The sequence below is a fragment of the Pedobacter africanus genome, assembly GCF_040548825.1.
Classification (GTDB): domain Bacteria; phylum Bacteroidota; class Bacteroidia; order Sphingobacteriales; family Sphingobacteriaceae; genus Pedobacter; species Pedobacter africanus_A.
The window spans coordinates 267,649-292,972 of record NZ_JBEPSL010000001.1 but is presented as its reverse complement, the minus strand read 5'-3'; the positions used below and the strand labels follow the sequence as shown (position 1 = coordinate 292,972).

Sequence of the window (25,324 nt, the reverse complement as noted above, 5' to 3'; positions counted from 1 at the left end):
CTATCTATCATTAAAGGTTAAAACTAGCTCCCAATGCAAGGGATAATGGTTCGGGCGTATAACGGCCATATTCGGGGTCTATTCCCCATTTATTGGCTTTCCAGAGCATCCCAATATTTTGCAAGTAGCCGTATATACGCAGGTTTTTTATCGGCGTACGGCCAAGTTTGCGAAACTGATAAGACAACTGAATATCACGTAGTTTTATAAAATCCGCTTTGGCAACTAATGCCGAAGAGTTTGCATAAAAACGGCTTTCGCTCATGGCTATTGGATATCGGAAAGCCGGCACGTCTGTTCTAGCCTCATCACCTGGCTTTTGCCAGCGCAGCGTATAGTCATTGTGGCCCATTCCTTCCAGGATAAAACTTTCATTCTGAAAACTTATCCGCTGAAAGGTATGTCCGAGCTGAAAGACGACATTAAATGACAGCTCCAGATTATTATAAGCGAAGGTATTGCGCAGTGAACCGAAAGAAACCGGTTTGAGTGAACCATGATTTTCCAAGGCATCCACTGTTGTGTTGTAGACAATATTGCTATAGTCCTCCGATATTACACCATTTACATAACCCCTCGCAGCCCCCGTCTCGGGATTCAGACCCGCCCATTTGTAGGTCAACAGGCTATACAGGTCAGCACCTTCAATAGGCGTGACTAACATACCATAAGGGCCAGTAACATAATCGACTCCACGTGCATTGTCGATATACGACTTTTTCACCCGTGTGCGGTTGTAGGAGAAAACAACGTTTGTCCGCCATGAAAACTGTTTCGATCGGATATTTTCTGTCACCAGATTGATATCCAACCCTTTTCCGAGCAGATCCGCACCATTGACATTCAAAAGCCCAAAGCCAGTGGTCGCATCTACCTGTGTCGTTGTGATGAGATCCTTTGGATATTTCTGATAGTATTCAAAAGATCCAGAAATCCTGTTATTCAATATTCCAAATTCTAGTCCAAGATTAACCATCCCTACCCGCTCCCAGCGCAGGTTTGGATTTGGCGGACTTTGCATGGTCGCATAGTTGAGCCCAGTGATATAATGCGGAGCATTCTCTTTGTATATAATCGGGTAGGCTGAGGTGCTATTGTTGACATTTCCATTATAGCCGTAAGTAGCCTTCAGGCGCAACAACTGAATAAGCTCGGCATCTACAAATGACTCCTTATGCAGATTCCATGCGGCGCCGACAGACCAAAAAGGTTGGCCACGATCATTACTCTTCACACCAAATAGGTTGGAGGCATCTTTCCGTACACTCGAGCTTACTGTATAACGATTGTCATAGGTATAAGAGGCATTAGCAAAATAAGAGATATACCGGTAATTGGTCGCCTCCATGGTTGAAAAGTCCACCAGTGTTTTCGTACCATCCTTACCATTCAAAGCCTTAATAGGTATCCCGTAGGGCATGGTCTGAAAAGACAAAGTAGTTGGATCTACACCCCAGAGGATTTTCATGCTCATATCACTTTTTACCTGACGGACCTCGTAGCCCGCTATTGCCGAAACAAGGTGTTTGTCGCCCCATTGCTTATCAAATTCAAGTTGCAACCGCCCTTGAAGTGTCTGGTTTTGGCGATCCATTTTATTCATATAATCGCCATAGGGTACGACCCAGGTCACATTATCCTGATCATAGGTAGCATGGTAGTTTAGCGTACTGCGCTGTTCATAGCTGCCTATACCCCGCCATACATCGTTGGGTTCAAACTGATATTGATAAGACAACAATCCATTCACTTTCCAATTGTCGGTGAGTCTATAATTCGCACCGAAGGTCAAGAAAGTTTCCTTCACACGGAGGATGTCGGCGGTCTCATTGATTTCCGCCAATGGTCTATACTTCCAGTCGAGCAACTTCCCGCCGCCGACAGTATCCCTAAAAATTGGGTTGAAGGGTACCGCATCCACCACAAGAGGATTCCCCTGCTCATCGGCAAGATCCAGGTACGGATAATTTCCAAAACCTCGCCCTACCCCTTCATAACCTGAGGAATTCAACATCGCTTGCTTTCGCTTTGACTCCGTATAGGTAAGGGCAAGCGAAAGATTTAAATTTTTGACCGGGTTAAATTCAGTCCGGTTCCGTAAGGTCATCCGTTCGTAATCAGAAGTAATGAGGCTACTCTTATTTTTATCCCACCCTACCGAAAAGAGCGTATTTATCTTTTGGTTGCCGCCTGTCAATTGCAGGTTATACTGCTGATTGAACGAAGGACGATAATAGTATTTGGTAAAATCATCGCGCATATCGATGCCTTTTAACTTTACCAGTTCAGCATCCAGCTCCTGCTGGTTGATAAGACCATCCCGGATCTTTTTCATCAACTGGATCACAGGCGTCTGCGCGATGCTATACTGATCTAGACGATTGGTCCAGTATCCCTGATCATACAGGTACTTTTCTAGATCGACATAATCCGAGGAGCGCATTTGCGGATAATAGTATAAATCGGGTTTCCGCCCTACAGTCATATTGGTATTAAAAGAAAGCTGGAATGGCTGGTTAAATGCACCTTTCTTTGTCGTGATAACAATCACCCCATTGCCCGACTGTGCTCCCCAGATCGAAGAAGCAGCTGCATCTTTTAGAATGGAGACATTTTCAATATCATTGGGATTGATATTCATAAAGTTTCCGTTAAAGATGTCGTAGTTGTTGGGATAGGGAACACCATCAATGACGACCAAAGGCCATACATTGGAGTTCATCGTGCTCATCCCCCGCACATTGATCCCCAGCAGTACACCCTTATTTTCAGGAAATACTTTCATTGAAGAAATGCTGGGTACCACATCCTCCAGCCTGCTTACAAAATCGGTGGATACTTTGCGATTGAGTAATTTATTATCCACAAATTCAAAACTCCCCGTCGCTCGTTCCTTCGGAATCTTTTGATATCCTGTGGAGACCACTTCTACCTCTTCCAGCTTATCTGTACTTAAAACCAGCTTAATCGCGCCGATCTCCTTTGCTGCAAGTATCTCCCTATTCTGATACCCCATGAAACTAATGATCAGTACAGCGTTCTCCTCTACATTCTGCAAATAGAACTCACCTTTAGCATTAGTTACGGCTCGCTGATTTGCTCCCTTTACTTTAATTGTTGCTCCAGGTAACGGCTCTCCTCTCTCATCCACAACGGTACCCCGCACGTCAATCGCCCGAAACAGATTCTGAACTGAATTCAGGATTTCATTCACCACCGATGGCTTCTTTTCCCTAACCGTTACAATTTTATTTTCTATCGTATAACTTAACGGCTGGTTTTTAAAGCAAATTTCAAGGGCTTTTTCAATACTCACCTGATTTAGATTGACGGTTACTGGATTGGAATTTTCCATCATGCCCTGGCTATAAAAAAAATCGTAGCCAGTTTGTTTTCTAATTTCGTCCAGCACCTTTGCTAGCCTAACATTAGTCTCTTTTATGCTCACATTCTGGCCATAGGAACTGGCACTGACCTGTAAAATAGCGGTTGTTAATAGTACTACAATTAGCCTCATTACCAACAAAATTTTAGCCATGCCAGCTCGAGGCCGGCATTGGTCTATATTGTAAAAAATCATTATGTTTGAATTGTTTGGGTTCTACTTGTTTTATAAGTCACATTGTTAACCAGGTTAACCTGAACATTTAGCCGGAAGTGTAGCAAGCACTTTCGGCTTCGTTCTTGTCAAAGCATCTGCTATGGGCCGTTTTTGTAAAATATTTCCATGTTTATAGTTTAGTTTGAATTGATATTTCTATTGATTATTTCCCTACGGTTACGTTTTTCCCTTCTATTTTAAATACAACTTTACCAGTTGATTGCATACTCCTCAAAACTGCAGAAATTGGCTTGTTCCGTAACACCTTTCCTCCAAAAGTCTGCGCAGTATTTACCCCAGATTCATACACAATGTCAACATCGTACCACCTGGCTATTTTTTGCATGATGCTGTGTAGACTTTCATTATCAAAAATAAATTCTCCGTTTTTCCAGGCGATAGCTGCCTGGGTATCCACTTTATGAATTTCTATGTTTGCACCTGTGTTTACAGCCTCATACCCAGGCTTCAGGATTTTTCTTCCGCCTGTTCCTGATACCCTCACACTCCCTTCTAAAAGGGTGGTTTTAGTACCACCACCATCTGCATAACTGTTGATGTTAAAATGAGTACCCAGCACTCTAACTTCCTGCTGATCGCTACTCACTATGAAAGGATGTTTTTTATCTTTTGCTACTTCGAAATACGCCTCACCCTGTAGAACCACTTTCCGCTCTCCACCAGCATTTAAGACAGTAGCATAAGTTAACCTTGAATCTGCATTGAGCCATACTTTAGTCCCATCAGATAGGGTAATTTGATAGGTACCACCTCGTGGTGTGCTGATGGTTTGAGCAGATTGCTTTGTTTCACCTTCTTGCGATGAAGGGGTTAGAACAGCACTACCATCATTGTACATCAAACTCGAAGCACCTATAATCAGTCCTGTTTTTGTATCATTAAGTGCAATTGTTTTACCATTAGCTAAAGTAATGGTCGCCTTATTCTTTCCTGGTTCCACATCATTTGCATAGTGGTAAGCGCCGGGAGACTCACCAGCTGGGCTAACAGGATAATACAACCACAAAGTCATAGTAATTACCGTAACTGCTGCTGCAATCGCTGCTATTCTACGTGGCCAAAGGTTTAGCTTTTGGGCTTTGTAATGCAGAGGCAATCCATTTCGGATCTGGTTTAATTCAATCTGAATTTCCTCATCAGACAAATCCAGGTCACGCACCTTGCCAAGCATAATCCATTCCTCAATTAGGGCTAAGTCTTCGGGAGTTTCCTGCCCTGCCTTGTATTTACCTATTAACTCCTTTGCATTCTTTTTATTCATAAAGCTTGCCTATTGGGGCAATTCACTTACATGACAACTTACAAAGCCTAAAGGGTTAAAAAAAAATGAGAAAACTTTTAGAGCCTAATTTAGACTTCAAAATCTTAAGCGCATGGTGCATGTGACTCTTAACGGTTTCTTCCGAAAGATCTAATTCCGCGGCTATATCCTTGCGGCTATATTCTGTTTTACGGCTGAGTTCAAATACTTGTCTCATTTTACGAGGAAGAGCAGCAATCTCTTTTTCAATCAGAGTGGTAAGTTCATTGTGTCTTAAGAGATGATCAGCACTGTCTTCGCTAAACTCAAGGTAATTTTGGAAAGCGTCCAAATATCTCGCAGAAACCTTTTGATGCTTAATTCTATTCAATATCCTGTTCTTTACGGCAGTAAAAATAAAAGGCAGTATTCCTTTAATGATTACCACTTGCTCATGGTGTTCCCATAAATACAAGAAGACCTCGTGCAGGATGTCTCTGGCGTCTTCCTTATTCCCAATACGTTTGTAGGTAAACACATAAGCGACCTCTTCATACCGATGGTAAATTTCAGTATAAGCATATTGATCACCCTGCTTCAACAAAGCAAGAAGTTCTTGATCGGAATATGTGCGGTAAGGTAACATTTACTTATTTGCGCTCAGGGAAATTTTCAACATATCACAACAATGTTAATGCATTTCCTGCAAATAAGTATAAAATATCAAGGATATTTATATTAAGTTGTATGCTCCTCTATAGTATTACGAATAAGACAAAAGCTATTTCTGAACTTTAAAAGAGGATGCCTTTGACATCCTCTTTTGTTTACACTATTTATCAAAAATAACCAGACATTCAATTTTTCTCTCGACCTCTTCTACTGAGAAGCCATTACTTTCCATTGCTTTTTTCAAACTCACTAAATCATTGACCGCGAATTGGGATGCAACTCTTGTAATTAAAGGTACTCCTTCGATGATCAATGGTGGAAAATCGGGATTAGCGATTTCCAAGAGTGTTTTCCAGTTACCTATTTCAATATCACCGGATTGAACTTTATTTTTTAATTGGGGATCGGGTCTGATTAGCCATACCCTAGCTTTTTGATGCTCATAAGTCGCGTGAATATTTAAACGATTAGCAAGTTCTGTGAGTAAAGCACTATTCCTTTTAGAAGATTCCATGCTAGTTGGCCAATCCGAGGAAAAGCAAAAGGCATTTTTTTGTAGCCAAAAAGATTTTGGAATACTGTCTACATTAATAAATCTATCCAGATTACGGACGTTCAATATAATACGTTCCTTTTTCATCAGCGGCAATTTCTTTTCCAAGCCAATAACATAAAGCAAAGCGGGTATCGGATCCACATTGGTCATGTGATAGGTTAATTTTTGATTTGAAGTGTCGATCCGATACTGAAGCGGATAGCCGATTTTGTAGAATCCAAACTTTGAAATATAACTATCTTCCAGCTGTGAACCCCCAACTACGGCAGAATCAACCGCAAAGTCATTTTTAACCGGCCAATTGGTAATATCTTTTTTGCCCAAAACCTTTTCAATATTGTCCGAAGTGACCATATCTTTGCCCGTAATAGCTATCACGGTATCTTTATAAATCCACACCACATGTGGTACACCCTTGTGCGGAAAAGATCCACTAAACCATTTATCTTCTATCACAATCGGTAGCTTATTCCCTTTCACATAATCGTTCTTACTGAAAAACTTTTCGACAACAGTCCTACTTTCGGGCGTTACCATCAGCACCTGCACCTGATCTTTGAATTTCACCTGAAGATCATTCATAAACGGAAAGGACGCAATACAGGAGGTACACCAAGTCGTAAAAAAATCGAGCAACACCAGCTTGGATCCAAACTTTTTAATAGGCAGTTCGCTCTTCCCATCCAATAGCGTGTGATTTTTTTGCCATTGGATCACATTTTGAATAGCGAGTTTTCGTTCCTGCGCATTTAATACTACAGTATTGAATAGCATCCAGCAGATGAATAAATATTTTATATAATTTTTCATAATTCAATGTTATTATCTTGGATTTTGTTGAATAGTGTTCGTTAGGTTGACTACCCGAATTGGAATCAAAAATGCAAACCGAAGATCGCCAGTGGGTAGTATGTAGGTCTGATCTCCCAATTTTCTTTTCAGCTCGACAGCATATTCTTTTTCGGTGCTGAGGCGTTTGATATCCATCCACCTCGTATTTCTCAAGATCAGTGATTTGCGACGTTCATCTAAAATCTTCTGCATGGATTTCACAGCTCCTTCGTACTTTATATCAGCATAACTATCCCTTAGCCAGCGCTTACGCAATAGGGTATTGAGGGTCTGCAATCCCAAGTCCAATTGGCCGGTCCTTCCTGCTGCCTCTGCATGGATGAGGTACACCTCATCCATGGTCAGTCCACAAAAAGAAAACGAATTTTGAGCACCATCAAACTTTCCTTTGAATACCGCCTTTCCCGGGCTTCCCTTTGAAAAATAAATCACCTTTCGCAGGTCATTATCGTCATAGGAGCTGTACAAAACAGTATCTACAAAACAAGTACCCGGCGATAATGTGACATTCGCCCCAGTGACGGCATGGAACAACACCTCTTTATTGAACAACTCAAAAGGTGTCAGTGAAGTGCTGTTCAGCTGATTAAAATCAATCAGTTCACTGTTGATTGCCAAGCATTCTTGGGCAGCGTTCTGTGCCAAGGGCCAATCCTGCATGATCAATGCTACCCGGGCCAATAACGCATATGCAGCAGCCTTGGACGGCAGTGTCTTGACTGCCGCCTGAGCCGGAAGAAGGTCTATCGCCTGCAGCAATAGATTTTTGATCTCGGCATATGAACTTTCGAGGTCAGTGCGGTATGATATTTCATCCACATTGGGCGAATTACGCAATACAATACCCAGCAGTGACGCTGCTGTACTGTCGTCATACGGAAGTGTAAAGGCATCTGCGATCTGCTGATAAGCAAAGGCTTTAAAAAATAGTGCCTGCCCTTTGATCAGGTCATACTTAGTGGGATTATCGCTCCGATTTAATCCTGATAGGATATCGATCACCTGATTAGCTATTGCCACCACCTTGTAGCTTGCCTGCCAGTTGGTATAGTTGACGTCGAGCTTTGCTTCCCAGATGTATATGTTCTTTTCCGCTAGATTCGTAAAAGCATCAAAATTTGCCTTTTCAAGGTAATAGTTGTCGGCTGCAGCTTCAGCAATCGGCGAATAAGCAGAATTCATACTGGCGCGATCATTCAATAAAGCTTCGGCATCTTCCAAACTCGTAGGCACCCGCATTTTAGCATCGGGCTTTAGATCCAAAAATTTGGAACAGGATACAAACAGTATCCCCATTATTACTGGTACACATATTTTTAAGTTCATCTTTAACAATTTAAAATCCAACATTGATACCAAACGAAGCGGAGAAAGGCAGCGGAATAGCATCCCGATATTCTGGATCTATTCCATATTTATTGGCCCGCCATAGTATGGTATTCATATTCTTCAAAAAGGCGTTGACGGAAAGTGACCGGATCCCCTTCCATTTACCCAGGTCATAGGACACAAAGATATCCTGCAACCTGATGTGATCCCCCTTGATGACCAGCGCATCTGACTTCTGAAAGAAGCTATCCCTAAAGGAATCCATTGGATATTTAAGTGACGGTATAGCTGTCCCAGACTCATCACCTGGATTCCGCCACCTTAGCGCGTAGTCAGGGTGTCCTATCCGCGAATCTGCTGCACCGATCTGGGAGAATGTGCTCCTGAAAAATTTAAAGCCGAACCGTCCCTGTATATTGAAGCGCATCGAAAACTTTCCTACCACAAATTCATTAGCGATATTACCATAGTAAGTAGGTCTGCCCGGCCCTAGATCAACCAGATTTTCCGTACCACCATATAATATTGATAGATAATCTCTTGACAGCTCGCCGTTTAAGTAACCCTGCGGATCACCCGTATTCGGATCCAGACCTGCAAAAGGAAAGGCCAGTACGGCAGCTTCGTCATGTCCTTCCAGGAGAAATGAGCCCGCAGACCCCGAGTTGTAGACATAAGAATCCGCAGTAGGCAGTTTATAAGCGTATTTGACCACCTTGGTCCTGTTTTTACTCAGCATCATGGTCGATAACCAAGAAAAGCTGTTGGTCCTGACATTCATAGTATTCAGTGTTAGTTCAAATCCTTTTGAACGGAACTGCCCACCATTCATGATCATATTATCATATCCGGTTGTCGGATCGAGTTGCATATTGGCCAGCAGGTCTTTAACATTCCTGACATACCATTCAAAAGACCCCGAGAGCTTGTTGTTAAACACACCGAAGTCGACCCCAAGATTTATAGTCTGGCTCCGCTCCCACCTGAGCGAAGGATTGGCGGGCGTAGCAATATTGGCATATCTCAATCCAGTCAATAGGTCATTGCCACGATATTCAATGATCGGCAGCGCGGCATAGTTGCCATTCACCCTTCCCGAAAAGCCATAAGTTGCCCGCAGCTTGAGCAGATCAATCTGCCAATGCTTTAAAAAAGATTCTTTGGATAATATCCAGGCCATTCCGGCAGACCATAGCGGTTGCCATTTTTGGTTAGATTTGACCCCCAGTAAATTGGAAGCATCCTGCCTGACACTAGCATTCAATATATACCGCTCTTTAAACGTATAGTTCGCGTTTGCAAAAGCGGAAAGATAACGGTTGGTCAGCTGCTCTAAAATAATCCCTTCCTGAATACGTGATCCTCCAGTTTTGCGATTGAAAGTCGGAAATAAAGATATAAAATCCATGGATACAAAAGACAGGGTATTCGCATCATAGCCATAGATCAGCCTGTCATCCGATTGATAGTTCTTTTGCCTGACCTCAGCCCCAGCCAATATATCCAGCTTACTATTGCTGCTGTTTAGATCAGTACTATAATCCAGCTGTAACCTACCTGTATGTGCATTAGAATATCGATTCCCTTTGGACAATATCCCCCCGATCGGAACCGGAGTCCTGAGCACCACTTTATCATTGTACTGCGTATACAGATTAATCCGGTTGCGCGCACTAAAAGATCCTTGCCCTACCCAGTCATCTACCGCTGATGATACCGTCTGATATGCATAAATACCCTGGATACTTAGCTTAGGAAGTATCTTGTAAGATACATTCAGATTAATCATCAGGTCGCCAGTTCTATATTTATTAAAATTATCCTTCCGTTCTTTTAGCGGGTTGTAGCTCCAGTCCAGCAGCTTGCCATTCCCTGCTGTATCGCGGTATATCTTCCGATAAGGTACCGCATCCGATGTAATGAAATTACCCTGACCATCCGTCAATCTGAGATAAGGCCATTCCTGTCCTATGGTAGAGTTTTGGTAGCTAACCTCCTGGTTCATACTATAGTCCCGCGCCCCTACATGCGTATAATTAATATCCGTATTCAGGTTTAAATTTTTGATTGGATTGGACTTAACGGAAACGCGGAGTGTCTTACGGTTATTTTCCGAATAGTATTTCGAGTTTTTATTATCGTCCAGTCCAGCAGATACATTGTAGGCTATCCTAGAATTCCCACCCGATAAATTCAGTGCATACTGTTGCATGATGGATGGCCTGTACACATATTTGTAATAATCATCCCTGATGTCATAAGTACGGTATTCATCTATCAATCTATTTCCATCCGCTGCTGTCATCTCACCTTTCTTAATTTTATTCAGGATTTCGACTACTGGAGTGAGCGTCGGAAAGCTCGTTTTATTATTCAGTTTGCTATTAAAATAACTGTTGTTAAACAGATAGGTCTCATAATCTATGAAATCTGTACTTTTCATAAATGGGAGGGCATAGATATCTGGTCGCTCCTGAACCGTCAAATTGCTGGCGATAGAAAGTCTAAAGGGGCTATTAAAATTCCCCTTTTTCGAGGTAAGTACAATGACACCACCGCCACCATTGGTCCCCCATATGGAAGTAGCAACCGCATCTTTCAGCACCGATACGGACTCAATATCATTGGGATTGATATCCCGCAGGTCACCTTCAAACAATACATTATCCAAGACAATAGTCCTGGATGTATTACCAACCATCGCTGTACGCCCCCTATTTTCAAAATTGAACTGGGGTAAATCCGCATATTGGCTCTGATCTCCCCATTGATAGTCTTTTTCAAAACGGGTGCTTACGCTCGCATTTTCCAGACGATCCAAAATGGTCGCCCCCATACGCTTGTTTAGCAGTTTACTGTCGATGAGCTCAAAAGAACCGGCAGCCCGCTCTTTGGGTATTTTCTGAAAACCAGTATTTACAACCGCCACCTCTTCCAATTGATTCTCCAGCGGTATCAGTTTTACAGTCAATAATACTCCGGCGGTATACGGCACTTCCAATCGCTTGAATCCCACATGGGAGAAAGAGACAGTACCTTTAGCATTTGAGACTGGCAATGAAAACGAACCGTCCTTATTAGACGAGGTCCTACCCTTTTCACCTTCGACACGGATGGAAACACCTTGGATCGGCTTACCGTCAACAGAAGATACGACAGTACCGCTGATATCAATATCAGCCCAGCGCTTAGCCAGACGGTCAAGAAAGGCAGGTTCCTCTTTCTTCTTTATAGAAACACTCCTCCCCTCAATCTGAAAAACCAGATCCAGGCCATTCAAAGTATTTTTTAAGGTCTCTTCAATCGTAGCATTGGATACCACAACACTCACTTTCTGATTCTGGGAAATCGTATTCGCATCATAATAGAAATCATACCCGCTTTGTTTCCTGATCTCCTTTAACACAGAAAATATAGAAGCATTGGATTTATTCATCGTAATGCGCTGCCCGAAGCTCGCTGCACTCACCTGAATGAGGGATGCTATCAATATAACGGTAGTTAATCGCATAATTAGCATAATTTTATGGTACAGCCGAAGCCTACCAAATGGTGATATTTTATCGTACATTTGTTCAGTTTGGTTCTATGCAGGCGCCTCCTGTCTTCGAAAACTATGGCGTACTGCGGTTGACACTTTGTTGTTTAATAAATTGTTCCAAACACAAACCAGGGGTGTAATCACTTCTGGTTTGCTTGGTCTTTAATTTTTCTGTCGTAATAGTTTGTTCATGCGCTCGCTTTTGGTATAATTCTATTAATTGCTGTAATAAATTGATGAACGTTACTTAGTTATGAATACCTTCTTTCCTTCAATCCTGAAGTGCACCTGCCCGGACCGTTCAATTAATTTTAATACCGCCGATAAATCATTGTTACGGGAAATCACTCCATTGGACTTTATCGTATTAGGCACCGAACTATCGTAAACCAGTTCCACATCATACCAGCGGCTAATCTTTCTCATGACCGATCGGAAATCCACATTTTCAAAGTAAAAATCCCCTTCTTTCCAATCTACCACATCCTCTGTATTGACTTTTGCAGTCCTTATTGAACGGCCATCATTAACCGCCTGAAAGCCTGGTTTCAATACCTGCCGTACCGTACCAGAACTCACCTGAACAGCTCCTTCCAGCAGAGTAGTTTTAACTGCCACCTCATCCGAATAAGCATTCACATTAAAATGCGTACCCAGCACTTCCACCTCTTGTCCAGCAGTTTTCACTACAAATGGATGCACTTTATCCTTAGCAATTTCAAAATAACCTTCACCGCTTAGTTTGACTATGCGCTTCCCACGCTCATTTAAAGAAGCAGCATAGGTCAAACTCGAAGCAGCGTTTAAATAAACCAAAGAGCCGTCTGGCAAACGCACTTTATAAGTTTCCCCTTTAGCTGTAGATAAGGTATTGATCCTGGCAGGATCAGCCTTTCCCGCTTTTATTTCATAAACCAGCTGGCCATCCGCAGATTTGCTGATCGAAACACCCGCCTCACTAGCCAGCTCTCCATTAGCCACATCATCCAAACGGATCTTTTTACCATCAGCTAGTGTAAGCGTAGCCCCAACTTTTCCTGGCTTCGCGTCATGAATCGAAGCGCTGCTCAGACCAGCATCTGTTTGATCATTCCTATAATTAAAGAAATAAACACCTGAAACAATCAATGCTACTGCTGCAGCAACCGCCACTATACGTGGCCATAATTTCTGAATCTGTTTTCCCGATTTCAACCTTGCTGCTATGCCGGCATAGATGTCATTTACCTCTTGTACTGAGAGTTTGCTTTCTTTACCAGAACTCAGTACATCTTCCGCCTCATCATCAATCACCTTTTGCCATTCCAATGGATACAGACCATTTTTTAATATCGCAAATACTTCTTCAAGCTCCCCTTGGGTGCACTGCTCATTGATGTATTTCTGAAAGAGGGTTATGATTTGCCTATCCAATTTTCGCCATTTTGTAACTTATACAACTGGCAGCAGCACCCGGTATATTCCAGGTATTAAAAAAATGTGAACTAATTATTAACTCACTGATTTAAAGACTAATAATTTTTAAGATAAGCGAGCAATAACAGGATCGCATTTTTAAAGGTAATGTACTCCTTTATCAATCTTAAAGCTTTAACCATCTGTGCATGTACAGTACCTTCAGCGATTCCTAGCTCCTGGGCTGCATGCTTATAAGACATTCCCTGGATTTTACATTTGGTGAAAACCGCCTTACACTGAGGTGGCAATTTCTCTATTGCTTCTTTCAGCAATTCATTACTCTCAGTATAGTCCAACTGAAGATCAGTGGTATCTTCAGAGAAAGGAGTATATTTTTTGATCTGGTCCAGTATCAGCGTCTCATGCTGTACCCTTTTCAGCATATTCAGTAAATGACGCTTTGCAATGGTATACAAAAAAGTCTTAAAGGGTTGATCAGGATCGATCTGCCCACGGTTATCCCACAATTTAACAAATACATCCTGTACCACATCTTCAGCCAGTTCCTTAGATTTAGCAATACGCAGAATGAAATAATGCAATGGTTTTAGATGGCTTTCATACAATGGGCGTAATGCGCCCTGGTCACCTTGCTGAAGCAAAATAATCAGTTCTCTTTCTGTAAGCCCTTTATATTTCCCCATTACCTGAAATCATGAAATATTCGCAATTATAGATAATTTTGAAGTATAACCGTTATAAGAGCTGCCAAATTATTAAAAGAACATGGCACAGAAGGCAAACAGATCATCTATATCATTTACTATAGTCGATATGTCAAGTCCTATAACCTCATACAGAATAAAGATCTGGCGGCTTACCTGCATAGGAATGTCAGTTACTTCAGTCAATTGCTTAATACACCTATTCACATGGTAAACTTGGGGAGACAAAAGTTCAAGGGTAAAAAAACGGTCTGGCAAAAGGGGCACCCCGCCAGACTGTTAGTTATCAATGATGGTAGCTATTATGGGGGCCGGTATGGCTGCAGCGTACTGATCATTAACTTAAATTATTAACATTTTAAACCTTACAATTATGAGTTGGTATAGCTTCACAGGGTCAAACCCTGCCAATGCAAATGATTATACTCTGGTGAGTGGAACACCAAGCTGTTCTACCCCTACTCAACGATTGTGTGCCATTCAAGCTAATGATGATGGTTCAAATCATCCAGATTTGGATAATGCTATCTTATCTGAAATGGTGCAAGCTTTAGATTCGCAAAATAATACGGCAAATGTTCGACTTAAAGCAAGATAGTTGTTGAATTAAGTATATCCATGAGGAAAAGGATATGGCTATGCGCCATATCCTATCCTTTTTTAGTACTCTTCGATAACCAAAACATCCATTTCACTTAAGCCATATTCAGCCTTAATCCCATAACGGACAAGTTGCTTATTCAATTCTTCCAGACTATTGTATGGCGCAATTCTTAATTTAACATCGCTATTTACCTCGTCCAGTATCGGTGGAAATTGCATGCTCATATCCGTAAAGCCAGCAAATACCGCTGTCCCTCTATAGGTAACCGCATCAGTAGGTTCTGGGTTGTTTTCCGTTTGGGCCTTAGTTGGAACTAGGCGTAAAACCTTGATTTTACGCACATCAGGTTTTATGGTTACACCGTAGAAGCTTTTAAAGTCTTCTAGTATAATATGTGCGAGTACTGAATCTGGTCGGGTTACATGATCATATCGTTCATAGCAAATGCTATTTTTAGTCTCCCAAAACGGGTCGGATTGTTCGAAATCATAAAACTTCGAAGAGTCTTTCACCTGCCAGATCACTCGATCCATTCGTGGCACGTACATTTTCTTTTTCAATTTAGCTTTCGCTGCCAGTCCAAGCAATGCACTATAGATAGATGTATTATAAACTGAACTTTTGTAAAGTCCAGTTGTCGAGTCTGATTCCATTCTCCATGATTGATAAGGTATTCCCTCTTGAAAGCCGGAAATTAACGTACCTGCTTTAAAATTTGTTGATGCACTTTGCATCTGGCCTTTTAGGTCAGCCTTTCCATACTCGTCTCTTAAGGGGAGATTGATCTGCTTTTCTCTATGTAACTTAAGCAAATTTTCCGCAGTGATATAATTTGGGCCCGTTATAGCTTGCACACGACCTTGATAGATAAGTACTTCATGTGGCACAGACTGATGTGGAAATAGATCTTTTAAATAGGTGTCGTCATAAATTACGGGCAAATTTACTTTATGATCGATCAAATACTTATTTTGAGCAAAGAACTTCTCCATCGTTTCCCTATCTTGCCAGGTAACGGTAATTATTTGGATTTTATCACCATAGGTATTTTGTATATCCTGCAAATGCGGCATCAATTGTATGCATGAAGCACAATAGGTATCGAAAAAGTCTAATAGGACAACTTTTTTTTTCATCTTTTTCCAATCTATTTTCTTGAGGTTACCACGTATTAACGACACGTTATCTGGTGCTATGAAAGTATCCCCTACCAATAACCTTTTTTTAAGATCTATTTTATAATTTGGCTGAGCTTTCGCTACAAGTACACTGCATATCAGCGCAATTATGTATATGTATAATAGTCTATTTTTCATGTGTTTTGTTTTTATATTCTCATCTTTTATTTTGAGAAAGACCTGCCAAGTTTATCACCGTTTCTGATAACATGTAAGCATATTTAGGACTATTGGGCGCTAGAGAGTAACTCTTCTCCCCGAGTGTTCTTACTAATGTTTTCTGAAAGCGAGGGTCTAAATTGAGCCTTTTGAGGTCTGCCCAACGACGTCCTCTAAAAAGTAATTCTTTCCTGCGCTCGTTGACTATAAGTGACAATAACTTATTAGGATCATTCTCAGCAATTTCCTCATAAGATGTATTCTTGTTCCAACGGTTTTTGAGCAACTTATTTGTACAGGCTAAAGCCTCCCTCATATTTCCAATACGACAGGCTGCTTCTGCTTTGATCAAATAAACCTCACTGGTGGTAAGCCCCATAAAAATATTGGCTGAAGATTTATCATAACTACCTTTGAATAAAAAGGAATTTGGGGGATTGTTAGTAGCCTTAAAAAAGATGCCTTTGCGCAGGTCATTTGTATGATAGCTGTTATATAATTCTTTGTCCATCAAGGCAAAATTGGCTCCCATGATCCCTAAAGTTGTCGATAATGCTGAATACAAAACTTCAATATTAAACTTTGGAATTGGTAAAGCATCTGTTGCCTTAAGACTATTAAAATCGATCAACTCAGGTCTCAACCGCAGACAAGAGTCTGCGTATAAATATGCATTGTCGTAATCTCCCATATCTAAATAAGCTCTGGCAAGTCCCGCATAGGCCGATGCTTTAAAAGGCCTGCCTTTCACGCTTTCTACAATAGGGAGATAGGAAGCCGCTGATTTAAAATCGGAGATAATCTGATCGTACGTATCTTTCAGATTAGCACGGTTTGACTTACCGTCTATTCCGGGATCCAGGCGTAAAGGGATTCCAAAGTCATTAGGTGCTGTATTTATTGTATAAGCCGGACAATGCAATTCTGTCAATATATGAAATGAATACGCGCGTATAAAATGAGCGGCTCCTTTACAACGAGCATACTCCTCCATATTATCAGCGGCATTAAGCCGTTTTAAAATGTCCAATACTTGGTTTGCAACATAAACAGCTTTATATGGTCTTTGCCACTGAATAGCATCCGTGTAAGGTTCATCGGCCCAAATATAGGCATTGCGCTGATCCAATGAAGATGCTGCATTCCAGGTCGCATCAGTTACATAATAGTCATCCGTGCCCAGTTCCCCGTATATAGGAAACCCTCCTGTCAAATTGGTATAATCGTTTAACAACAGCTTTGCATCCTCCAAGGACTTGGGTATAGTCATATGGATATCGGATTTTTTATCCAAAAATGAATTACATCCTGTTAGTAATACTACCCATACAATGAAATAATGATAATATAGTTTCATATTCTTCAAATTATAAGTTAAAATTGATCCCTAGTGAACACATCAACGGATCAGGATAAGAATTTCCAAATTCAGGATCAATACCTTTTTTATTTGCGCGCCATAATGTTCCTATATTTTGAAAATAGCCGTAAAGACGGCAATCTTTCAGTCCAAAGCGACTTAAGTAAGGGATCTGGACACTACATTGGATGTCGCGCAACTTGATTTGTCCAGCATTTTCTACCAGTGTTGAGGATTGCATATAAATCTCACTTGCAAGCGAACTATTGGGATAGGTAAAAGCTGGTACATTGGTCGTCAGCTCATCTCCGGGCTTTTGCCAACGGAGCGCATAATCCGAATGGCCAATGTATCGGTCGATAAAATAACTATTACTGAATGATGAACGCAAAAATTTGTGCCCCAGTTGGAAAGCAATATTGAAAGAAAGTTCAACATTTTTAAATCTGACAGTATTCTGCAGTGAACCAAAATAGAGCGGCCTTGTCGACCCATTGTTCTGTAACTGATCCAATTTGCTATTTCTGATTGCCAGGTAATCCTTGCTGATTTCGCCATTAAGATAGGCCCTCGGGCTACCATCTTCCGGATCCAGTCCAGCCCAACTATAGCTCAGTAGCGCATATAGGTCGGCGCCCTCCACAGGAGTCATTGGACTCGAATTATTTCCAGCCATATACAGGTATGAAGGGTTTGACGGACTGGTATAAGCTTTGGTCACCAAGCTTTTGTTATAAGAAAAAACCAGATTATGCTGCCAGCCCCAATCTTTTGACTCTACGGATTTTGCCTGTAGTGAAATATCCCAACCCGTAGTTTTGGTATTTGCATAGTTCACTGTAAGTGTACTGTATCCTAGCGTCGGGTCCACTGGTGCAACCGAAATTAGATCTTTTCCCCACTTTTGATAATATTCGACACTACCATTCAGACGATGTTTAAATAAGCCAAAGTCAACGCCGAAGTTGAGATTAGCAATTCGTTCCCATCGTAGTTTAGGATTGGGCGGTGTACTCATTATTGCATAGTTCTGTCCCGTGATACTGTTTACCGCCGATTGAACACTGATAATGGGATAGGCTGCGACAGAATTGTTGACGTTACCATTATAACCATATGTCGTCCTAATTTTAAGCATGTCAATCCAGCGACTGCTCAGGAAGTCCTCTTTAGAAATAAGCCAAGCTAGTCCTGTAGACCAAAAAGGCTGTCCCCGATCATTGGCCTTGACACCAAACAGATTTGAGGCATCCTTTCGGAAACTAGCGCTTACGATATACTTTTGATCGTAGCTGTAAGAACCGTTGGCATAATACGATAAGTACCTATTCGTGAGTGCTTCTATTCGGCCATCGTCAGGTAAAGCATATGTACCAAACATTCCGTTGAGGTATGGTACTTCCTTTCCAAAAGCGGTCGATTTAAATGTTCCTGTCTCCCTATCGTAGCCATAGTACTGAGACACCAAAAGGTTCTTTTGCAATTGCCGGACATCATAGCCCGCCAGAAGATTTATCTCGTTTTTCAGATTCCATATTTTATTGTACTCCATATTTAATCTACCGTGATGGATATAACTGTTCCAGTTATTTGTAATTAACTGTTCACCTACAGGCAGATTCCATGTGACCTGCTTATCATCCCATGACGCATAATCGTTGATCATAGAACGGAGATAATAAGATCCGAGGCCACGCCAGGATTCTATTGGATTTTGGGTATTTTGATAAGAATATAGGGCATGGAGCTTCAGACCAAAGTTCAGGGAATAAGAAGCCGAAAAATTAGCCAGAATTTCATGAAGTTTTTGGGTTACTTTTGACTCATTGATTTCATTTAGCGGCGAATAGTTAAAGCTTTGCAACCTTCCATTGGCCAATGTATCACGATAAATACGGTTAAAACCTGAAATATCATAACTTAGCGGGATACCCTGTTGATCGGCCAAACGCAGGTAAGGCGGGTTTTCAACACCTTTCCCCAAGATGTTATAGCCAACAAAATCCCAACTATCCACTGATTTTGACCGGGTATAGGTCATCGATACATCTAGCAGGAGATTTTTTACGGGCTTAAACTGAGATGCCGATCTCAATACCACCCGATTGTAAGAAGAAGTGACAAGTTCGTTGTTGTTACCGTCATAGCCTATGGAGAACAATGTATTTGCTTTGTCTCCACCACCTGAGATCTGCACATTTACCTGTCGGTTTATCGCTTTACGGTAGATATATTTTAAAAAATCATTTCTTTGGTCCTGACGGCCAAGCTTATCCTTTAGCGCTTCTAATTCACCCTTGGAAATATTCCCATCACGTTGATCTTTCATTGACCAGACAATATCTATCGGGTTATAATACAAGTCATTAAAGTACGAATCATATCGCCCCTTATCAAATAAGAGTTGTGTCAGATCAATATAGTCCTTTGTTGTCATCTGGGGATAGTAAAAAAGATCAGGCTTGTTCTTAATACTTATATTTGAATTGAATGCGATCTTAGGCCGAGCATTAAATTTCCCCTTTTTGGTTGTAATGACTATGACACCATTACCCGATTGAGCTCCCCATATTGATGCTGCCGAAGCATCCTTTAAAACTGAAATATTCTCAATATCATTTGGGTTGATATTATTGAATTCACCAAGCCCATAATCAGCAAGTTTACTTTCATAGGGTACACCATCCACGACTATCAGCGGGCTTGCAGCTGTCAGCGAACTTTGCCCTCTGACATTCATCCGCATCAGAAACCCCTTCGTCTCCCGTTGCCCCTTATCGAAGATTGCTATACTGGGCACCACATCCTCCAGCCTGCTTATAAAATCTGTTGACACCTTGCGATTAAGCAGTTTATTATCCACAAACTCAAAACTCCCCGTTGCCCTTTCTTTCGGAATCTTTTGATATCCTGTCGACACCACCTCCACCTCTTCCAGCTTATCGGTACTTAAAACCAGCTTAATCGCTCCGATCTCCTTTGCTGCAAGTATCTCCCTATTCTGATACCCCATGAAACTAATGATCAGTACAGCTTTCTCGTCTACATTCTGCAAATAAAACTCGCCTGTAGCATTGGCTACTCCTCGCTGATTCGTTCCTTTAACTTTAATCGTTGCCCCTGGTAACGGCAAACCATTTTCGTCCAATACTTTCCCCCTCACATCTATGTTCTGGAATAAATTAAGAATGGCATCTTTGGTTTTATCAATAAACGAGGGCACTTTCTTCCGCACAACCACCATCTTCTCCTGAATTTCGAAATCAAGCCCCTGATCTATGAAAATTTTATCCAGCACTTCTTTAAGCTCCATGCTTTCTACCTTGATATTTATTGGTTTAGCATTACGGAGTAACGAAGCATGGATTACAAAATCGAAGCCTGTTTGAACATAAATCTTATCGAAGACTCTTTCTAGCGGTGCATTTTTCTCTGACAGGGAAATTTTCTGGGCAAGGCTAGCTGCACTAACCTGCATAAGAGATGCTATTAATATAACGGTGGTTAAGCGCATAATTAGCAGTATTTTTAGGTATACGCCATTGTGTATACCAATTTTGTTGGTATTTATTTTATACATTCGCATTGGTTTGGTGATGCAGAAGCCTTAACTGTCCAAGGCTCGGGCGACTGCGATTCAGTTGATAATTTATTATTGGCAAAGCCAAACGTACCAGATTCCGACCCCTTCGGAATCTGGTTAATTTAATTCCTGCTATTTGCTCACAATCACCTTCCTTCCCTCAACTTTAAAGTGAACTAACTTGGTGGCTTCAAGAGCTTTCAATACCTGACTAATATTTTTTGACCGTGAAACCCTTCCGGCTATACTTTCTTGCGGAATTTCTCCACTAAACACCACCTCAATATTATACCATCGGGCAATCTGTCGCATAATATTTTCTATCTTTTCATCCTTAAACTTAAAATATCCGTTTTTCCAGGCCACTGCTTGCTCAGTATTTACATTTTTAATGTTAAAATTGGTAGCACTAAGCAGAGACTGCTGGTTTGGTTTGAGTATATGGGCTTCACTACCTTTAATTATTTTCACACTTCCCTCAAGCAAGGTCGTGGTAGTCACAGGTTCATCAGCATAACTATTGACGTTGAAATGTGTTCCTAAAACTTCAATTTCCTGACCCGAAGTACTCACAACAAAAGGATGTAACTTGTCCTTATAAATTTCGAAATATGCCTCCCCTTTAAGCTTGATCTTTCGGACTCCATGATCCAGCAGGTCTGCAGAATAAGTCAGACTGGAAGCTGCATTTAACCAGACCCTTGATTTATCCGGTAATGTTAACATGTAAGTTTCGCCAACTGCTGTAGAGAGGGTGTTTGCAGAATTGCTCACTTGGGGAGAGCCTCCTTTTGCCAGGTCGGCGTTAATCTCGTATACAAGTTTTCCATCTGCTGTTTTTGTAACAACTACTCCCTCTTCTGTAGCTATTTCACCATTTGCTACATCGGTTAAACTAATTTTCTGGCCATTTGCAAGTGTTAAGGTTGCACCAGCTTTACCGGGGGCAATATCCTGAGCGGAGGCATTACTTTGTTCTGTTAAATTGTTCTCTTTTGAGAAGTAAAAAAGGCCAGCACCAAAAATGAATGCTGCTACAGCCACCGCCGCAGCAATACGTGGCCATAAGCTAAAGTTTCTTTTTACTGGTAAATTTTGACTTATTCTAGATTTCCAATAATCATAATCAGGCTCTGTTTCTAACTCTGCACTTTCCTGTTCAAACAGATTGTAACCGTGCATGATCAGTAACTTTTCTTCTGCTGTACAGTTTCCCTCAAAATATTTTATAAGTAATTCTTCAGCTTTTTCCTTCTCCATTTGAACTTGGTTTTTGTTCTATAATGGTAAAGACGTTTAAAGTATACCCGGGTAGACTTTTTTGGAAAAAATAATTTAAAAAATTAGTAGCAGGGTAGTAATTATAATAAGTTGGATACGCATTCGTAAAATTTTAATCGCTCTACCAATCTGTTTTTTTACTGTCGTTTCTGAAATGTCCAGTTTATCTGCAATTTCACTTTGTGAAAGACCGCTTTTTCGGCTCAACTCAAATACTCTCCGCATTTTTGGAGGAAGTTTAGCAATTCCTTCCTCAATGCGCATAGCCAGATCCTGTGCAATCAAATCTTCGTTTAGATGATAATGATTCTTTTCGCTTAAGGACATCATTGTCGTAATAAATTTATCACGGACTTTGCTACCCCGGATAAAATCTAAAGTTTTATTTCTTACTGATGCATATAAAAATCCAGAAATAGAGCCTGTGAAATTTAAACTATCTGCCTTGTTTAATATCATCGCAAAAATATCTTGTACAATATCAGCGGCCTCCTCCTCATTGCGAAGCATTTTTTGAGCATGCCGAAAAAGTCCAGCCCAGTAACGTTCATAGATTTCAGTAAATGCAGATTGATTGCCCTCCTTTAGGAGGAGGGTTAACTCTAAATCCGAAAGTTTTTCTAACGAGTCCAAGTCCCAATATTAAATAAATATTTCGTAAATATACTTATAGGACAAGGACCAATCAAATTACTTAATTTAAGAAACTGTCATCCACGACACCTTCTCTTATAAGATTTTAAGCAAAAATAACTGTGAAGGTCATTCAATAACTTTTTAAGGTCCATGTATGAAGATTCGCCCCCAACCTTTAACACTATTAGTTCCAGCCGTGGTATATAGGTAGGCTTTTTAATTCTTGACCATTTCACAGCGCCAAAAGTTCTGGTCAACCAGGCCATGCGTATTCTGTACAAAACAGCAATGGTCAGTTATTATGTCTATCTACTTTCCTCTTTAAACAAATCACTAAAAAACTTCTCTATTCTCAGAATACTTTGCCGGCCTTTTCTTCCTGGGCACTGTTCTTCGTAAAAGGCGGGAGCATAAAATGAAAGCTTCTTAATTTCTCCTTTTGTAATCAAATAAAGGTTTGTGGTGCCACCATCCAAAATTACAGATCGGTCTTTTTTGGGTGGACATCCTCGGCCATCAACTTTATCATCCGAAATACTCCATGGCCTTTCCGCCATCAAAATGGCCCACGCTTTTCCTTTTAACCTGCCAGGCATGGCAACGGGTCTGAAAAATTGATTTACTTCTATCTTCCGGAGTGGATCAAATCCACTCGCCTTTTGTATAGCTTTTCGAATAGCATTTGGAACCAGAGCATCGGCCTTGTGCGGCAAATCATAGATATAGGCAGTTGTGGTATCGCCTTTTTTACTCAGAATCCAATACTGAGGTGGGCCGATCCAGCCGCTTGCATGCTCAAGAAGGATCGTCGTATCGGCATTTACCTGCATAAATTTATGCAGGGGTGTTATTCCGTTTGTTTGTGCATTGACATCAAGGAATGGTATCAAACCGAAAAATAAAAGCAACGAGTAGATTTTTAAATACATCACAAGAATTAGGCTTATTTTCTATTGACTTCCGCCACAAATATCCTGCCCCTTCTTGCCTGGGAAATTCGGAGAATGTTGCCGAAATATACAAATAAGATCAGATAGCCAATTCTGAAAATGCTCTACCCGAGTCGCAATGGGATTAAACGGCATAATCATTCTTAGTTTTTTTCGATATTATAATAAATAAATTTGCTTGCCTGAGGATCTTTAGATGAAACTATTTCTTTTGCATCTAAAAATACACCTGCTATAGCGGCTTGGTTTCTTTCAAATATCCAATTGGTTACAATTGTTTTTACATTTTCTGTCCCAGTTATTTTTACATTTTTAATGGAAACGTTAATTGTTTTCAGGAATTCATCAGGCATACTGTGGCATTGAATCTGCAAGTATTTTTGATCCCCAAACATCTCAATTCTGAATGAGTTTGAAATTACTTTCCCATTTTCACTCGTTACGGTAATATATTCTGAAAAATTGGTTTCAGTTACACTATTTAGTAAATTATTGCCATCGACATCTGAAAATTTCAAATTAATCTGATATAAATGTGGAATAGGGGCTGGCCGATCTTTTGATTTACCACAACTCAAATTAATCTACACCATTTATCTTAACTGGAAGACCTTTCAAAGAGATATTGACAACTATATAACGGTTATTACCCATAAAAGATAAAATATCTATTTTATACGCTTTCCAGTAAAAAATCACCGCTGATTCCCAGTTTCGAGTGAACTGCTTTTAGAAATGGAACATCTGGCTCTCTTTTGCCGGTAAGTATTTGAGATAACTTAGAGGTTCCAATTCCCAGTAAATCAGCAAGCTTTGCCTGCGTAATGTTCAATTCCTTTATTTTATGCTGAATAACGGCATTTATAGTAACGGGGATTGGCATCACCTTTAACACCTTATCTTCGTATTGTTCTGCCAGCACACTTAATTGTTCCAGTTCATTCGCTTCAGCTTCAGAAAGTGTACAAAAACCACCATTATCTGTAGCTTTTTTTATAAATGATTCTATCAATTGTAGTATCTGATGATATTGTGCTTCAGTTCTTATTTTGCTTATCATATACTGGTGTTAAATCGTTGAACAATCAATTTTATCATACTCACTATGTGTGCCCACAAACCTGATAAAGACAGTACGTTTATCGAAAAAGATCATTGCTACTATCCTAAAGTCATTTCCCTTAATGTTAAATACATACCTGTCATTACCTACGTAGTCTACATGGTTAAAATCCGTGGCAACATCTGTCAAACGGCTCCAATCAGCACTTTTAACAGTATTATACCATTTGTTTAAAGCTGGTGCCGCTATAGGATGCTTCATTGCAAATTCCTGTATTGTCTTTTTAATAAGTATAACCATTACAAATGTACTGATATTTTATTTATTGAAATAAATTTAAAAAAACGAAATACACAATTACGATACTATATCGTTTCTATTGGTAAACTTATGAGGTCAATACCCTACTATCCACAAAAAATGGAGTATTTATTTTATAGCATTCTCTCTTTCTTAAGGCGTCTGTGCTCTTGAAAAGTGAAACAAGATGTGTAAAGTTGCCAGTGATATCTTTCCCAGATGGCAAAAGAATTTCCTTTGCCCCTACTCGGCTATTCTTCGGGTATTGGTTGAGT

The 25,324-nt window shown here is 40.6% G+C and carries 18 protein-coding genes; 1 reads left to right on the top strand and 17 read right to left on the bottom strand.

Features of this window, described 5'->3' with window-relative positions; genetic code table 11:
• Positions 1 to 10: 10 nt before the first annotated feature.
• The 8 genes from ABIE26_RS01190 to ABIE26_RS01155 all read right to left on the bottom strand — a co-directional run bounded on the left by ABIE26_RS01190 (position 11) and on the right by ABIE26_RS01155 (position 13,914).
• Complete coding sequence (locus ABIE26_RS01190) at positions 11 to 3,517, bottom strand: SusC/RagA family TonB-linked outer membrane protein (RefSeq protein WP_310140993.1); 3,507 nt, start codon at positions 3,515 to 3,517, stop codon at positions 11 to 13.
• 247 nt (positions 3,518 to 3,764) lie between these two features.
• On the bottom strand, positions 3,765 to 4,883 hold the full coding sequence (locus tag ABIE26_RS01185) for a FecR family protein (RefSeq protein WP_310140994.1): 1,119 nt from the start codon (positions 4,881 to 4,883) through the stop codon (positions 3,765 to 3,767).
• A gap of 55 nt (positions 4,884 to 4,938) precedes the next feature.
• Positions 4,939 to 5,508, bottom strand: a complete 570-nt coding sequence (locus ABIE26_RS01180) for an RNA polymerase sigma factor (RefSeq protein ID WP_310140996.1) — start codon at positions 5,506 to 5,508, stop codon at positions 4,939 to 4,941.
• Between the two features lie 186 nt (positions 5,509 to 5,694).
• A complete protein-coding gene (locus tag ABIE26_RS01175) occupies positions 5,695 to 6,900 on the bottom strand; it encodes a TlpA family protein disulfide reductase (RefSeq protein ID WP_310140997.1) in 1,206 nt (401 codons plus the stop codon).
• Between the two features lie 12 nt (positions 6,901 to 6,912).
• The gene (locus ABIE26_RS01170) at positions 6,913 to 8,268 is read right to left on the bottom strand and encodes a RagB/SusD family nutrient uptake outer membrane protein (RefSeq protein WP_310140999.1); all 1,356 of its coding nucleotides are present in this window, start codon (positions 8,266 to 8,268) and stop codon (positions 6,913 to 6,915) included.
• 10 nt (positions 8,269 to 8,278) lie between these two features.
• Entirely contained in the window at positions 8,279 to 11,782 is a 3,504-nt protein-coding gene (locus ABIE26_RS01165; protein WP_310141001.1) for a SusC/RagA family TonB-linked outer membrane protein, read from the bottom strand.
• Between the two features lie 273 nt (positions 11,783 to 12,055).
• The gene (locus ABIE26_RS01160; protein ID WP_310141002.1) at positions 12,056 to 13,225 is read right to left on the bottom strand and encodes a FecR family protein; all 1,170 of its coding nucleotides are present in this window, start codon (positions 13,223 to 13,225) and stop codon (positions 12,056 to 12,058) included.
• A 98-nt stretch (positions 13,226 to 13,323) separates the two neighbouring features.
• Positions 13,324 to 13,914 carry an RNA polymerase sigma factor gene (locus ABIE26_RS01155; RefSeq protein ID WP_310141004.1) on the bottom strand — a complete coding sequence of 197 codons (591 nt, stop codon included), beginning with the start codon at positions 13,912 to 13,914 and terminating at the stop codon, positions 13,324 to 13,326.
• A 394-nt stretch (positions 13,915 to 14,308) separates the two neighbouring features.
• Between ABIE26_RS01155 and ABIE26_RS01150 the strand changes: the two genes are divergently transcribed.
• Entirely contained in the window at positions 14,309 to 14,533 is a 225-nt protein-coding gene (locus ABIE26_RS01150; protein ID WP_153848719.1) for a hypothetical protein, read from the top strand.
• A 62-nt stretch (positions 14,534 to 14,595) separates the two neighbouring features.
• Here ABIE26_RS01150 and ABIE26_RS01145 read toward each other — a convergent pair whose 3' ends face one another.
• The 9 genes from ABIE26_RS01145 to ABIE26_RS01105 all read right to left on the bottom strand — a co-directional run bounded on the left by ABIE26_RS01145 (position 14,596) and on the right by ABIE26_RS01105 (position 25,010).
• On the bottom strand, positions 14,596 to 15,855 hold the full coding sequence (locus ABIE26_RS01145) for a TlpA family protein disulfide reductase (protein ID WP_310141009.1): 1,260 nt from the start codon (positions 15,853 to 15,855) through the stop codon (positions 14,596 to 14,598).
• Between the two features lie 19 nt (positions 15,856 to 15,874).
• Positions 15,875 to 17,233 carry a RagB/SusD family nutrient uptake outer membrane protein gene (locus tag ABIE26_RS01140; RefSeq protein WP_310141011.1) on the bottom strand — a complete coding sequence of 453 codons (1,359 nt, stop codon included), beginning with the start codon at positions 17,231 to 17,233 and terminating at the stop codon, positions 15,875 to 15,877.
• 10 nt (positions 17,234 to 17,243) lie between these two features.
• Positions 17,244 to 20,816, bottom strand: a complete 3,573-nt coding sequence (locus ABIE26_RS01135; RefSeq protein WP_310141012.1) for a SusC/RagA family TonB-linked outer membrane protein — start codon at positions 20,814 to 20,816, stop codon at positions 17,244 to 17,246.
• Positions 20,817 to 20,951: 135 nt separating this feature from the next.
• Positions 20,952 to 22,079 carry a FecR family protein gene (locus ABIE26_RS01130; protein ID WP_310141013.1) on the bottom strand — a complete coding sequence of 376 codons (1,128 nt, stop codon included), beginning with the start codon at positions 22,077 to 22,079 and terminating at the stop codon, positions 20,952 to 20,954.
• Positions 22,080 to 22,154: 75 nt separating this feature from the next.
• Positions 22,155 to 22,733: an RNA polymerase sigma factor gene (locus tag ABIE26_RS01125; protein WP_310141015.1), complete on the bottom strand. Its 579-nt coding sequence runs from the start codon at positions 22,731 to 22,733 to the stop codon at positions 22,155 to 22,157.
• 308 nt (positions 22,734 to 23,041) lie between these two features.
• A complete protein-coding gene (locus ABIE26_RS01120; RefSeq protein ID WP_354374865.1) occupies positions 23,042 to 23,665 on the bottom strand; it encodes a hypothetical protein in 624 nt (207 codons plus the stop codon).
• Positions 23,666 to 23,829: 164 nt separating this feature from the next.
• Complete coding sequence (locus tag ABIE26_RS01115) at positions 23,830 to 24,204, bottom strand: hypothetical protein (protein WP_310141020.1); 375 nt, start codon at positions 24,202 to 24,204, stop codon at positions 23,830 to 23,832.
• Positions 24,205 to 24,359: 155 nt separating this feature from the next.
• Positions 24,360 to 24,746 carry a helix-turn-helix domain-containing protein gene (locus ABIE26_RS01110; RefSeq protein WP_310141021.1) on the bottom strand — a complete coding sequence of 129 codons (387 nt, stop codon included), beginning with the start codon at positions 24,744 to 24,746 and terminating at the stop codon, positions 24,360 to 24,362.
• A gap of 9 nt (positions 24,747 to 24,755) precedes the next feature.
• The gene (locus tag ABIE26_RS01105) at positions 24,756 to 25,010 is read right to left on the bottom strand and encodes a type II toxin-antitoxin system HigB family toxin (RefSeq protein WP_310141023.1); all 255 of its coding nucleotides are present in this window, start codon (positions 25,008 to 25,010) and stop codon (positions 24,756 to 24,758) included.
• Positions 25,011 to 25,324 lie beyond the last annotated feature (314 nt).

Coding starts and splice junctions, on each gene's coding strand:
- ABIE26_RS01190 (WP_310140993.1), bottom strand. CDS start 3,517: ATGAGGCTAATTGTAGTACTATTAACAACCGCTATTTTACAGGTCAGT.
- ABIE26_RS01185 (WP_310140994.1), bottom strand. CDS start 4,883: ATGAATAAAAAGAATGCAAAGGAGTTAATAGGTAAATACAAGGCAGGG.
- ABIE26_RS01180 (WP_310140996.1), bottom strand. CDS start 5,508: ATGTTACCTTACCGCACATATTCCGATCAAGAACTTCTTGCTTTGTTG.
- ABIE26_RS01175 (WP_310140997.1), bottom strand. CDS start 6,900: ATGAAAAATTATATAAAATATTTATTCATCTGCTGGATGCTATTCAAT.
- ABIE26_RS01170 (WP_310140999.1), bottom strand. CDS start 8,268: ATGAACTTAAAAATATGTGTACCAGTAATAATGGGGATACTGTTTGTA.
- ABIE26_RS01165 (WP_310141001.1), bottom strand. CDS start 11,782: ATGCGATTAACTACCGTTATATTGATAGCATCCCTCATTCAGGTGAGT.
- ABIE26_RS01155 (WP_310141004.1), bottom strand. CDS start 13,914: ATGGGGAAATATAAAGGGCTTACAGAAAGAGAACTGATTATTTTGCTT.
- ABIE26_RS01150 (WP_153848719.1), top strand. CDS start 14,309: ATGAGTTGGTATAGCTTCACAGGGTCAAACCCTGCCAATGCAAATGAT.
- ABIE26_RS01145 (WP_310141009.1), bottom strand. CDS start 15,855: ATGAAAAATAGACTATTATACATATACATAATTGCGCTGATATGCAGT.
- ABIE26_RS01140 (WP_310141011.1), bottom strand. CDS start 17,233: ATGAAACTATATTATCATTATTTCATTGTATGGGTAGTATTACTAACA.
- ABIE26_RS01135 (WP_310141012.1), bottom strand. CDS start 20,816: ATGTATAAAATAAATACCAACAAAATTGGTATACACAATGGCGTATAC.
- ABIE26_RS01130 (WP_310141013.1), bottom strand. CDS start 22,079: ATGGAGAAGGAAAAAGCTGAAGAATTACTTATAAAATATTTTGAGGGA.
- ABIE26_RS01120 (WP_354374865.1), bottom strand. CDS start 23,665: ATGTATTTAAAAATCTACTCGTTGCTTTTATTTTTCGGTTTGATACCA.
- ABIE26_RS01110 (WP_310141021.1), bottom strand. CDS start 24,746: ATGATAAGCAAAATAAGAACTGAAGCACAATATCATCAGATACTACAA.
- ABIE26_RS01105 (WP_310141023.1), bottom strand. CDS start 25,010: ATGAAGCATCCTATAGCGGCACCAGCTTTAAACAAATGGTATAATACT.